Annotated in this window: 10 protein-coding genes and 1 pseudogene; 2 read left to right on the top strand and 9 right to left on the bottom strand. The window is 45.7% G+C overall.

From position 1 onward, the window contains the following. Positions 1-37: 37 nt before the first annotated feature. From pyrI to arcA, 4 genes are all read right to left on the bottom strand, one after another. Positions 38-499, bottom strand: a complete 462-nt coding sequence (gene pyrI / locus AC3D28_RS09150; protein ID WP_098414732.1) for an aspartate carbamoyltransferase regulatory subunit — start codon at positions 497-499, stop codon at positions 38-40. Between the two features lie 16 nt (positions 500-515). Continuing rightward, positions 516-1,445: an aspartate carbamoyltransferase gene (gene pyrB, locus AC3D28_RS09145; RefSeq protein ID WP_098414733.1), complete on the bottom strand. Its 930-nt coding sequence runs from the start codon at positions 1,443-1,445 to the stop codon at positions 516-518. Positions 1,446-1,727: 282 nt separating this feature from the next. Next, the gene (locus tag AC3D28_RS09140; RefSeq protein ID WP_488534586.1) at positions 1,728-2,732 is read right to left on the bottom strand and encodes an ornithine carbamoyltransferase; all 1,005 of its coding nucleotides are present in this window, start codon (positions 2,730-2,732) and stop codon (positions 1,728-1,730) included. Positions 2,733-2,901: 169 nt separating this feature from the next. Beyond that, positions 2,902-4,122: an arginine deiminase gene (gene arcA / locus AC3D28_RS09135; RefSeq protein ID WP_488534585.1), complete on the bottom strand. Its 1,221-nt coding sequence runs from the start codon at positions 4,120-4,122 to the stop codon at positions 2,902-2,904. 560 nt (positions 4,123-4,682) lie between these two features. Here arcA and rraB point away from each other — a divergent pair. Further along, the gene (gene rraB, locus AC3D28_RS09130) at positions 4,683-5,096 is read left to right on the top strand and encodes a ribonuclease E inhibitor RraB (RefSeq protein WP_098414737.1); all 414 of its coding nucleotides are present in this window, start codon (positions 4,683-4,685) and stop codon (positions 5,094-5,096) included. A gap of 142 nt (positions 5,097-5,238) precedes the next feature. Next, positions 5,239-6,039, top strand: a complete 801-nt coding sequence (locus tag AC3D28_RS09125; RefSeq protein ID WP_488534584.1) for a glycosyl hydrolase 2 galactose-binding domain-containing protein — start codon at positions 5,239-5,241, stop codon at positions 6,037-6,039. 12 nt (positions 6,040-6,051) lie between these two features. On the opposite strand, the pseudogene AC3D28_RS09120 reads toward AC3D28_RS09125, so the two are convergent. From AC3D28_RS09120 to pepA, 5 genes and pseudogenes are all read right to left on the bottom strand, one after another. Continuing rightward, positions 6,052-6,525 (bottom strand): annotated as a pseudogene (locus tag AC3D28_RS09120) (GNAT family N-acetyltransferase); the annotation flags it as partial. Between the two features lie 64 nt (positions 6,526-6,589). Next, positions 6,590-6,994, bottom strand: a complete 405-nt coding sequence (locus AC3D28_RS09115) for a DUF2061 domain-containing protein (protein WP_488534583.1) — start codon at positions 6,992-6,994, stop codon at positions 6,590-6,592. Positions 6,995-7,204: 210 nt separating this feature from the next. Continuing rightward, positions 7,205-10,063, bottom strand: a complete 2,859-nt coding sequence (locus AC3D28_RS09110) for a valine--tRNA ligase (protein ID WP_488534582.1) — start codon at positions 10,061-10,063, stop codon at positions 7,205-7,207. A 96-nt stretch (positions 10,064-10,159) separates the two neighbouring features. Further along, positions 10,160-10,609 carry a DNA polymerase III subunit chi gene (locus tag AC3D28_RS09105; RefSeq protein WP_488536077.1) on the bottom strand — a complete coding sequence of 150 codons (450 nt, stop codon included), beginning with the start codon at positions 10,607-10,609 and terminating at the stop codon, positions 10,160-10,162. A 114-nt stretch (positions 10,610-10,723) separates the two neighbouring features. Next, the gene (gene pepA / locus AC3D28_RS09100) at positions 10,724-12,232 is read right to left on the bottom strand and encodes a leucyl aminopeptidase (protein ID WP_098414743.1); all 1,509 of its coding nucleotides are present in this window, start codon (positions 12,230-12,232) and stop codon (positions 10,724-10,726) included. Positions 12,233-12,286 lie beyond the last annotated feature (54 nt).

Raw genomic sequence — 12,286 nt, 5'->3', positions numbered from 1 at the left:
GGGTATTTTAAACGCATTACAGCCTAGTGCGTGGGGGCTATCTTTCGGTTACGATCTCGCGAGAGAAGACTTTTTCGCAGTATTTACATTTTAAGCGGATTTCTTGTTTCTTTTCAAATACGCTAAAACTGCTCTCTACCGGCTCATTGTGAGAAATACAGTTTGAGTTAGGGCATTCGAATATATCGTTAATTTTCTCGGGGAGCTCTAGTGCAAGTTTCCTCACCACTTCGTAGTTCTCGATTTGATTGACCGTCGCATGTGGAGCGTAGAGCGCAAGTTTGCTCGCTTGATCTTCATTGATGAACACGTTCTCGACTTTCAGTAGATCTTTTTGCCCTAGTGCTGATGACGGTAAGTTTAGGCCAATCGTGACACGCTGCGAGGAGTTGTGCATATCGAACAGTCTTAATACTTTGATGCCGATTTGCGCGGGAATATGGTCGATAACCGTGCCATTTTTGATTGCTTCTACCTGCAATTGAGTTTCTTTAGTCATGTCTTTTTCTCCTCGATTACAGTGTTTCGTTTAGAACTAGTGCTAACAAGGCTTGGCGAGCATACACACCGTTTTGAGCCTGTTGAAAGAAGTAAGCGTGCGGGGTTTTATCTACATCGGTGGTGATTTCATCGATGCGAGGAAGAGGATGAAGCACTTTTAGGTTTTTACGCGCACCTTCAAGTAAAGCGGCGGTCAGAATATAAGCCGACTTGATGTGAGCGTATTCCGACTCGTCAAAACGCTCTTTTTGAACACGAGTCATATAAAGGATGTCAAGTTCTGGAATCACGGCTTCCATATCGGTATGTAGGCTGTATTGAATACCGGCCTCGTCCAGCTCTTCACAGATGTAATCTGGCATTGCCAGTACTTCAGGCGCAATAAAGAAAAAACGAATGTTATTGAATTTCGCTAAAGCTTGGGTCAATGAGTGAACCGTACGGCCGTATTTTAGGTCGCCGACGAATGCGACGTTTAGATCATCCAAGCGACCTTGGGTTTCCGCAATGGTGTAGAGATCAAGTAAGGTTTGAGTTGGATGCTGGTTTGCACCGTCACCTGCATTAATCACAGGTACACCGTTTGAGAATTCAGACGCTAAACGAGCCGCGCCTTCTTGTGGGTGGCGCATCACAAAAGCATCCACGTAAGAAGAAATAACTTGTACTGAGTCAGCCAGTGTCTCTCCTTTTTTCGCCAGAGAAGTATTACTACCATTATCAAAGCCGATAACATCACCACCAACACGTTGGATCGCGGTTTCGAAAGACAAACGAGTACGAGTCGATGGTTCAAAGAAACAGCTTGCGACAACTTTGTTTTTAATCAGTTCTGGTCGCGGTGTTTTTTTAAGGCTACCTGCTGTGTCTACGATAAGTTCCAGCTCTTCACGTGAAAGCTCTGGAATAGAGATGATGTGCTTTTGGTAAAGCGAATTCGCCATGATCTTCTTCCCTATAATTGTGATGACTCTTTCCAAAAACTCCTAGCAAGAGGTTTGGACATAAAAAAACCTCCCCAAATGGGGAGGTTTTAAAATTCGATAGAATTAACAAAAATAACATGGCATAAGCGCAGTCGCTTAGCGAAAGAAAATCGCGATTTTACGTCGACAATCAGTTTGGTCATTTCGTAATCCTCAGACAAATTGCCGAGCATTATACGCTTAAGTTTCGTGAGCGCAAGCGATTACATCATGCTTTTAGCCACCTCTTTTGCACGCAGGTTAATTGCCTAGGGTGGCGACCATCACGGCTTTGATAGTATGCATGCGGTTTTCGGCTTCATCAAAGACGATGGAGTAGTCAGACTCAAATACCGCTTCTGTAACTTCAAGACCTTTCATTGCGTATTTCTCTGCCACTTCTTTGCCGACGGCAGTTTCATCGTTATGGAAAGCGGGTAAGCAGTGCATAAACTTCACGTGGGGATTGCCCGTTTGTTTAATAACGTCCATATTAATTTGATATGGAGTCATTAGAGCTACACGCTCATCCCAGGTTTCTGCTGACTCACCCATGGAGACCCACACGTCGGTATACAGGAAATCACAACCTTTGACGCCTTCTTCAACGCTTTCAGTTAGGGTTATCTTCGCGCCAGTCTGTTGAGCTATTGCTTGGCAAGTCGTAACTAATCCCTCTTCTGGCCAGAACGCCTTTGGTGCGACAAGGCGAATGTCCATCCCCATTTTGGCTGCGCCAACCATGAGTGAATTACCCATGTTGTTTCGAGCGTCGCCTAGGTAAGCGAAAGTCATTTCATGCAGTTGTTTACCGCGACCGTATTCTTGCATGGTTAGGAAGTCGGCAAGGATTTGGGTTGGATGAAACTCATCGGTTAACCCGTTCCAGACTGGAATACCCGCGTAAGTGCCAAGCTCTTCCACGATGGACTGACCGAAACCACGGTATTCGATGCCGTCATACATGCGACCAAGCACGCGAGCGGTATCTTTCATGGATTCCTTATGGCCAATCTGCGAACCAGAAGGGCCAATATAAGACACTTGTGCTCCTTGATCAAAGGCAGCCACTTCAAACGCACATCGGGTGCGAGTAGACGACTTCTCAAAGATGAGTGCAATGTTTTTGCCTTGAAGTTTCTGCTGCTCTGTTCCGGTATATTTTGCTTTTTTTAGCTCTGCGGACAGTTCGAGCAAGAATTGGATCTCTTTGGTTGAGAAGTCCAATAGCTTCAAAAAGTTGCGGTTACGTAAATTGAAAGCCATAGCTCGTCCCTTTGTACGTGTGATTGAATGATCACATTAAAGCATATAAATGCTTTTAATGTGAATGTTTATTTTAATTGTTGTTCGCTTGATGCTGCTTGGGGACCAATAGAAAAGGTTGATGTTTGCACATCAACCTTAGCTTAACTCACCAGAAAGGGAGAGAAAGTTAGATATCATCTCGCTCTATTGGACAACTCATACAGCGAGCGCCTCCTCGACCTCGGCCTAGTTCATTACCCGGTACGGTGAGTACTTGAATGCCTGCTTTATCGTACTTCTCATTGGTGTAAACATTGCGTTCGTAACCAATAACCACGCCCGGTTTTACTGTGAGAACGTTGTTGGCATCATTCCATTGCTCACGCTCTGCCTCATAGGTGTCACCACCGGTGGTGATAATTGTTAGTTGATCTAAACCAAGGGCGGTTTCTATTGCATGCAGATAATTATGGGATGCTTCTACATGCATTTCACCCTTGTTTTTGGGTGTGAGACGCCATGTGTCGAGATCTTTGCGCATGATTTCTGGGTATACTGAGAAAGTGTCGGTATCCATATGTGTCATCACCGTATCTAAGTGCATGCATGAACGATGTTTCGGCAAATCAATAGCGATCACTTCGGTGGCTTGACTGGCTTTAAAAAGGCTTGCTGCTAGATTTTCAACGCCTTGTGCAGTTGTGCGTTCTGACATACCGATGAGCACGGCACCTTTACCTATAACCAGAACATCACCACCTTCGACGTTCGCGTTATCGTAATGCAGGTCATCATCGCCGAAATACTTAATAAAGTCTTGGCCAGCGAAAATCGGGTGCCAACGGTAAATCGCCCGCAAGTGATTGGTTTCACGCTGACGTGCTGGCATCATCATCGGGTTGAGTGATACGCCGCCGTATACCCAGCACGAGGTGTCGCGGGTGAAAAGGTGATTAGGCAGTGGCTCGATCACAAAGTCCAACGGGCGTTTCATCTTAGGCAGCATTGAAGAGGATTGAATGGGGAGCTCGGAGTAGGCCAAACCGCCGAGAAAGATGGTTGCGAGGTGCTCGTTATCCATTTCAGAGAAATACTGACGTAAGTCGCAAGCAAATGTCGGGCCATAACGAAAATCAGAAATTTGAGTGTTCAATAACCACTGCTTTGCCTCTGGAACGGCAAGAGTTTCGACCAGTAAGTCGTGGAGTAAAAGCACTTCGACACCCTGATCGTGCAGAGTGCGAGCAAACGCGTCATGCTCTTCTCCTGCAGCCTCTACCGCCAGTACGTCATCAAACAGTAATTCATGACAGTTTGATGGGGTTAAATGGGTGAGGGCTCGCTCTGGGCGATTGAGTAGAACTCGTCGAAGTTGGCCGACTTCTGATCCGACGTACAGCTTGCTCATTTTGTATCCTTACAAATATTCCAACCATCATTTATGACAAGCTTATCGGAAAGGTGCAAGTTACTTAAGTTTTCTTATATTCTTTAATTTAGTTTATTTTTGGATTTAAGTTTTAAATTATTTATTTTTTAAGGCCTTGTTTGGCATTAAGTATTTTGATATCTATTTTGGAAAAGATGCGTTTTTATTCTTTTTACTTTGATAAAAGGCGTTCCCATGCTTAATGAATTAAATGTGCATATGTATTCGTTTTTGTATATGTATTAGGCTGGCTTTATTCGTCATCACTGAATTAAGAGTGTGTAACTATATTCAAGAATGGTTCATAAACACGCATAGAAAGAGAATGTAGCGATAAAATGCGCTGATTAGAATGTTCTGAATATTAAAAAAAAACACTTTTTGTTAATTGTTTGTTTTTTTGGATGAGGAGGGGAATATTTACCTTTGAATAACGGATAAGAATCGTCGTGGGGTGGTGTTTGTTTGTGGCTTTTCATCGCGATCCATGCCATATTTCATCGGATCTGAATACCAAGTAACTAATCTGGAGCCAAAACATGTCTCACGAAGATGAATATCTATCAGTAGAAGAATTAATTGAGATTCAAAAGGAAGAGACTCGCGATATCATTGCAGCATTGCTAGAAGATGGCAGCGACCCAGATTCACTTTATGAAATCGAGCACCATCTGTTCGCAGAAGACTTTGACACGCTAGAGAAAGCGGTCGTGGAAGCGTTCAAGATGGGCTTTGAAGTACTTGAAGCAGAAGAAACAGAAGATGAAGACGGTAAGAAGCTGCTTTGTTGTGATGCGACAATGGAATCAACATTGGATGCAGAAGCTATTGACGCTCAAGTTGAAAAGCTCATTCACTTAGCTGAAAAATACGACATCATCTACGATGGTTGGGGAACTTATTACGAAGGCGAAGATGCACTTTACCCTGACGCAGATGAAGACGTTGAATAATTGATTGTTATTTCTTACTAAAAAGCCAGCGTTCAACGCTGGCTTTTTTGTTTCTTGAAACAACGTCGTTACATAATTCACATTGAGTTTATAGAGGGTTTCTCCCTATAATGCGGGAAAATTGATCTAGCTCAAGGTGCATATGCAACTTTCACTCGCCGGTTTATGGCAAGTTTCTCCACTGACGGACCTTTCTATTCCACAGGATGATATCTCTTTCCCTGCTCCTTTGAGTCAGGCATTACCTGAATATTTAACGGAGGAGGCGATTCGTCAGCAAGAATGGCATTTGATGCATGACATTGATGTGGATGAGTCCATGATGGCATTTCCTGCGGTTGAAATGGTGTTAGGTGGTATCGACTATCATGTTGAAGTCCGTTTGAATGGCGTTGCAGTGTTTGATTGTGATGGTGATCAGAACGTATATAAAAAAGAGATCCGCCCATATCTACAACTAGGCCGTAACCGTTTTGAAATTTTATTTCTTGAAGAAGAAGAAGCCTTGTTGTTCGAAGAAGATCAACCCGAGCTTTGTTTGTTAGCTGGCCAAGGTTACCAGAAAAGCGATGAACGGTTGGGAATATGGCAAGAGCCTTGCCTGCAGTTTATTCGCAATGTGCGTTTAGAGCGTGTTGCTACCGAGCAGATTTGGCATCATGGTGGTGGTTGCGAGTTTAAAGTGGATCTCTATTATCAAACCCTTGTACCGGGGCTGGTGTCTGCGTCAGTAAAATTTAATGGAATGACTTATAGTATTCCGATTGATGTTCGTACCGATCATGTCAGTGCACTGTTTCAGCTCGAGGCTCCCAAATACGCCGATGTAAAGAATCCTGATCCTAACGATCTGTATTCGCTGTCTGTCGAGTTGGACGGTCAACGCCAAGACTTTTCGGTCGCGCTAAGCCAACAGCTGTGCGCGACTCATGTGGTGATCTAATGGTTGCTTCTGTTACAGTGCTTTTAGCATGACCACTTCACATGCATCATGCCCTGTTTGTCCAAGCGGGGCGTCCAAGTGAGCGAAGCCAAGATTTTCATATAATCTGACGGCCTCTTTCAAACATTCGGTCGTTTCTAAGTAGCACTGCTGGTAACCGAGTTGTTTCGCCAATTGCAAACTTAACGCGACAATGCGTTTGGCTAAGCCGTGTCCACGAGTTTGCGGCAAGAAGTACATTTTTTGTAGTTCACACACATTCGGTTCACCTGTTAGTGGGGCAAAACCACCACCACCGACGATCTCACCTTGCTGTTCAATGACCCAGTAAGCGGCCCTTTTTTGCGCGTAAACGGAGCACATGTCATCGAGAGTGGGATCTGCCACACCATAGCCTTTGTCGGCGGTGAGTCCATACTCAGCCGAAACTTGGCGAATCACATTAGCAATGCCAGAGTTATCTTGAGGTGTGAGTGGACGAAGTAAAAAATCCGCAATTTGTTCCATGCCGTACCTAATATATTGAGCTCTTAGGCTCAATATATTGCGTTTAAGTGTGTCGATGCAAACAAAACTGCGGGGCTGTGGTTTGTGTTGATGATTTACGTAACCAAACTTTTTCGTGGAAGTAGTAAGCCACGGTATTCAAGCTTGGCTCTAATGTCGCCATGACACCGCCGATAAATGCATCACCAGTCAACAAATAAACCACAGTGAAAGCCACGCTAAAATGCACAGTTGCAAAACTCACGGTTTTTAATTTGGTCATGAACTGACGAGCTTTAAGTACAGGGACTTTTGCCCATGCCTTTTCATGAAAGTAGAAGGCGACGGTGTTCACTGAAGGCTCGATCATGGCAATTAAACTACCAATAAGAATGTCGCCAGTAAGCACATAAGCGACACTAAATGCGATAGTAAAATGCAGCGTTGCGAAGGTTAGTGTCTTTTTCATGATAATTACTCAATCTTGTCCGTTTCGATAAGTACATTATTGATAATAATTCTCATTATTGCTAGTGGGTAATGGAAATTAATTTGATAGGTAAAAACGATGGATTTAAGTTTTTTGGTCAAGTTCAATAATAAAAAAAGGTTGGTCATGATGACCAACCTTTCTGATTTTAAGAGCCGAAGCGTTTTGCTTCTAGTTCAACGCTAACGATTAAAGCGCCGCGATGGTGTTCTTTTGCTCTTCTAGCTTCGCTAGTGTCTCTTTGTAGCCTTCCAGCTTCTCACGCTCTTTAGCAACAACCGCTTCAGGTGCTTTCGCTACAAAGCCTTCGTTGCCCAGTTTGCCTTCGATACGCTTGATTTCGCCGTGCGTCTTCTTGATTTCGCCATCTAGACGAGCAAGCTCAGCATCTTTGTCGATCAAACCCGCCATTGGGATCATCAGCTCAGACTTACCAACCAGTGCCGTTGCACACGCTGGGGTTTCTTCGCCGGCTTCAAGCACGCGTACGGCTTCTAGCTTCGCTAGAGACATCAATACTTGTTTACTTGCTTCTAGACGAGAGGCGTCTTTCTCATTCGCTGCTTTCAGCATCACGTCTAGAGGCTTGCCAGGGTTGATGTCGTACTCAGCACGTAGGTTGCGGATGCTAGTGATGAACGCTTTCACCCATTCGATGTCGTCTAGCGCTTCTTGGTGGAAGTTCGCTTCGTCAAACTGAGGCAGAGTTTGTAGCATGATTGTCTCGCCCTCGACACCGACAACTAGCGGCTTGATGCTTTGCCAAATAGTTTCTGTGATGTAAGGAATCACCGGGTGAGCTAGACGTAGCGTCTTCTCAAGTACCGTGATTAGGGTACGGCGAGTACCACGTTGCTGCGCTTCCGTGCCTTTCCATAGTACTGGTTTGGTTAGCTCTAGATACCAGTCACAGAATTGGTTCCAGATGAATTCGTATAGCGTATTCGCTGCCATATCTAGACGGAAGTTGTCGATATGGTTGTTGAATGCTTTCGCTGCGAGTTCAAACTGAGACTCGATCCACTTGTCTGCTAGTGAGTACTCGATCTCACCTTCACCAAAACCACAATCTTTGTCTTCTGTGTTCATCATGACGTAACGGCTCGCGTTCCATAGTTTGTTACAGAAGTTGCGGTAACCTTCAAGACGCTTCATATCCCAGTTGATATCGCGACCTGTTGATGCCATTGCAGCAAGTGTGAAACGCAGTGCGTCGGTACCGTATGCTTCGATACCGTTTTCAAACGTCTTACGTGTGTTCTTCTCGATCTTCTTCGCTAGCTGAGGCTGCATCATGTTGCCACAACGCTTCTCTACCAGAGACTCTAGATCGATACCATCGATCATGTCGATTGGGTCAAGCACGTTACCTTTCGACTTCGACATTTTGTCGCCGTTTTCGTCACGGATTAGGCCGGTAACGTAAACGGTCTTAAATGGTACTTGTGGTTTGCCGTTTTCGTCTTTGACGAAGTGCATGGTCATCATGATCATGCGCGCAACCCAGAAGAAGATGATGTCGAAACCAGTAACCAGTACGTCTGAAGGGTGGAAGACTTTCAGATCGTCAGTTTGCTCTGGCCAACCTTGAGTACCGAACGTCCATAGGGCAGAAGAGAACCAGGTATCCAGTACGTCTTCGTCTTGGTGCAGTTCAATCACTGATTCTAGGTTGTTGTTGTTACGAACCTCTTCTTCAGTGCGACCTACGTAAACATTGCCTTGATTGTCGTACCAAGCTGGGATGCGGTGCCCCCACCATAGCTGACGAGAGATACACCAGTCTTGAACGTCACGCATCCAAGAGAAGTACATGTTTTCGTATTGCTTAGGCACGAATTGGATGTCGCCGTTTTCCACGGCTTCAACTGCGGTTTTCGCTAGAGGCGCAGTACGTACGTACCACTGGTCAGTCAGCATGGGTTCGATAGCCACACCACCACGGTCGCCGTAAGGCACTTGTAGATCGTGATCTTTTACTTCTTCAAGCAGACCTAGCTCGTCGAATTCAGCAACGATCGCTTTACGTGCTGCAAAACGCTCCATGCCGTGGTATTTAGCTGGAAGCTCTGTTGAGTAAACATCGCTTGCTTCGCCGTTGGTATTGAACACTTCTGCTGCGTCGCGGATGTTCGCGTCGAAAGTCAGAATGTTGATCATTGGTAGCTGGTGGCGCTTACCGACTTCGTAGTCGTTGAAGTCGTGCGCAGGTGTGATTTTCACACAGCCAGTCCCTTTTTCCATATCGGCGTGCTCATCGCCCACGATTGGGATGCGACGATCAACAATAGGAAGGAGGATTTCTTTACCGATAAGATCTTTGTAACGTGGATCTTCTGGGTTAACCGCAACACCAGTATCGCCGAGCATGGTTTCTGGACGAGTCGTTGCAACAACGATGTAGTCTTTACCATCAGCCGTCGTTGCGCCGTCTGCTAGCGGGTAGCGGAAGTGCCACATGTGGCCTTTAGTGTCTTTGTTTTCTACTTCTAGATCTGAAATCGCTGTGTGCAGCTTAGGATCCCAGTTAACTAGACGCTTACCGCGGTAGATTAGGTCGTCTTCGTATAGACGTACGAACACTTCTTGAACGGCATTAGAGAGACCATCGTCCATGGTAAAGCGTTCACGATCCCAGTCTACCGATGCGCCAAGACGGCGAAGCTGCTTAGTGATGGTGCCGCCAGACTCGCCTTTCCATTCCCAGATTTTGTCGATGAAAGCATCACGACCGTAATCGTGTTTAGTTTTGCCTTCGTCTGCCGCGATTTTGCGTTCTACAACCATCTGAGTGGCGATACCAGCGTGGTCAGTACCTACTTGCCAAAGAGTATTTTTACCCTTCATGCGTTCACAGCGGATAAGCGTATCCATGATCGTATCTTGGAACGCGTGGCCCATGTGTAGGCTACCAGTGACGTTCGGTGGCGGGATCATGATGCTGTATGATTCTTTAGTAGTGTCACCGTGTGGCTTAAAGTAGCCTTTCTCTTCCCAAGTCTGATACAGAGCTTGTTCGATTGAAGTTGGGTTGTATGTCTTTTCCATAGCGCTCTTTTAATGGATACGTTGATGGTTGAATCTTAGTCAATCTTTATAAGTGAGGGATCTTAATAAGATCGCCTTAACTATAAGGATTGACCATTAAGGAAAATGAATTTCGATCGTTTGCAGCTGATAACCAGCTTGACGGTAAATTTTATATCTTTCTCTTGCGAGTTGTTTAGCTTTTTCTTCGCAGGGCACGAAGTCTACCACCTCTGTAAACTTGTTCGCAAAGGTTGTCTCATTTTCCGCCAAATTAATTACCAATTGACGATTCCAAGTTGGCTTTACACCGTTATGGCCGATTTCTATGTTAGTGGCGTATTTCGGTCCTTCGCCTACGAGGTTATGTGCCATGAACTTATCTGCATCAATTTGCCAGAAGGCTTCCGCCAGTTGCTCTGCATGCGTTTTGTCGTGACAGTTCAGATAGACTTTAGCGCCTTGGCGGGCAAAGTGCTGAGCTAAAAACACGATGTACTTTTCAAAGCCTGCGGTTTGCGCTTGCGGACTGTCTTCTTTGATGATGTAGAAGGTCGCTGTTTGCATCATTTTCTCATTTGCCTCGGTCTCGTCCTAAGACCATTTTACCCCTCATTCTTGCTCAAGAATATCGGGACAATAAAAAAGGGCCTTGCGGCCCTTTTAGATGTTGTTCAGAAATTATTCTTCTGTCTCTTGGCCACTACGGTTTAAAAGGAATTGGACAAGCATTGAGACAGGACGGCCCGTTGAGCCTTTCGCTGCGCCTGACTTCCACGCCGTTCCGGCGATATCGATATGAGCCCAGTTGTACTTTTTAGCAAACTTAGACAGGAAGCAACCCGCAGTGATAGTGCCAGCAGGACGGCCACCAATGTTTGCCATATCCGCAAATGGGCTCTTCAACTGCTCGTGGTACTCGTCTGCCATTGGTAGACGCCATGCACGGTCACTTGCTTGCTCAGAAGCGTTTACTAGTTCGTGAGACAGAGGGTTGTGGTTAGAGATCACGCCACTAATGTGGTGGCCTAGCGCAATCACACAGGCACCAGTTAGCGTTGCAACGTCTACCACGCAGTCTGGTTCGAAACGCTCAACGTAAGTCAGTGCGTCACACAGAACCAAACGACCTTCCGCATCCGTGTTCAGAACTTCTACAGTTTGACCTGACATTGTCGTTAGGATATCACCCGGGCGGTAAGCATTGCTGCCAGGCATATTTTCACAACCTGCGAGAATACCAACCACGTTGATCGGCAAGTTTAGCTTCGCCAGTGCTTTCATTGCACCGAATACAGACGCTGCACCACACATGTCGTACTTCATCTCATCCATACCTTCACCCGGTTTTAGAGAGATACCACCAGAATCGAACGTTAGACCTTTACCCACTAGCACGATAGGTTTTGCCCCTGAGTCAGGGTTGCCTTTGTATTCGATGATAGACATCATTGATTCGTTCTTTGAACCACGACCTACCGCGAGGTAAGACGTCATGCCCAGTTTTTCCATCTCTTGCTCACCAATGATCTTGGTGGTTACGGTTTCGTAATCGTCGGCAAGACGACGAGCTTGAGAGGCTAGGTATGCTGGGTTGGCGACGTTGGGTGGCATGTTGCCAAGGTCTTTAGATGCGTTCACACCAGAAGAAATCGCGAGACCGTGGGTGATGGCTTTCTCACCCAAGTTGAGTTCACGACGCGTCGGCACATTGAAAACAAGTTTGCGCAGTGGGCGGCGAGTCTCCGGCTTAATGCTCTTAAATTGATTGAATGTGTATAGACCATCTTTGGTCGCTTCTACTGCCTGACGCACTTTCCAGTAAGTATCACGGCCCTTAACGTGGAGTTCTGTCAAGAAACATACCGCTTCCATCGAGCCTGTCTCGTTAAGTGTGCTGATCGTCTTTTGAATGATTTCCTTGTACTGGCGTTCGCCAAGCTCACGTTCTTTGCCGCAGCCGACAAGTAAAACACGCTCTGACAAAACACCTGGCACTTGATGCAGTAGCAGCATCTGACCCGGTTTACCCTCTAGATCACCACGGCGAAGTAGTGAACTGATGTAGCCGTCACTGATTTTATCAAGTTGCTCGGCTACTGGAGAAAGGCGACGTGGTTCAAACACACCAACAACGATACATGCGCTACGTTGTTTCTCTGGACTGCCACTTTTTACACTGAACTCCATGCGTACTCCTACATCCTGAAGACAAATTGCTCTAAATGTTAGATAATGATCGCT

This window comes from Vibrio sp. TAP-3B, assembly GCF_057784735.1.
This window is presented reverse-complemented; position numbering and strand designations above follow the sequence as displayed.

Excerpts from the sequence above, each read along its gene's own strand:
- pyrI (WP_098414732.1), bottom strand. The coding sequence starts at position 499 with ATGACTAAAGAAACTCAATTGCAGGTAGAAGCAATCAAAAATGGCACG.
- pyrB (WP_098414733.1), bottom strand. The coding sequence starts at position 1,445 with ATGGCGAATTCGCTTTACCAAAAGCACATCATCTCTATTCCAGAGCTT.
- AC3D28_RS09140 (WP_488534586.1), bottom strand. The coding sequence starts at position 2,732 with ATGGCTTTCAATTTACGTAACCGCAACTTTTTGAAGCTATTGGACTTC.
- arcA (WP_488534585.1), bottom strand. The coding sequence starts at position 4,122 with ATGAGCAAGCTGTACGTCGGATCAGAAGTCGGCCAACTTCGACGAGTT.
- rraB (WP_098414737.1), top strand. The coding sequence starts at position 4,683 with ATGTCTCACGAAGATGAATATCTATCAGTAGAAGAATTAATTGAGATT.
- AC3D28_RS09125 (WP_488534584.1), top strand. The coding sequence starts at position 5,239 with ATGCAACTTTCACTCGCCGGTTTATGGCAAGTTTCTCCACTGACGGAC.
- AC3D28_RS09115 (WP_488534583.1), bottom strand. The coding sequence starts at position 6,994 with ATGAAAAAGACACTAACCTTCGCAACGCTGCATTTTACTATCGCATTT.
- AC3D28_RS09110 (WP_488534582.1), bottom strand. The coding sequence starts at position 10,063 with ATGGAAAAGACATACAACCCAACTTCAATCGAACAAGCTCTGTATCAG.
- AC3D28_RS09105 (WP_488536077.1), bottom strand. The coding sequence starts at position 10,609 with ATGCAAACAGCGACCTTCTACATCATCAAAGAAGACAGTCCGCAAGCG.
- pepA (WP_098414743.1), bottom strand. The coding sequence starts at position 12,232 with ATGGAGTTCAGTGTAAAAAGTGGCAGTCCAGAGAAACAACGTAGCGCA.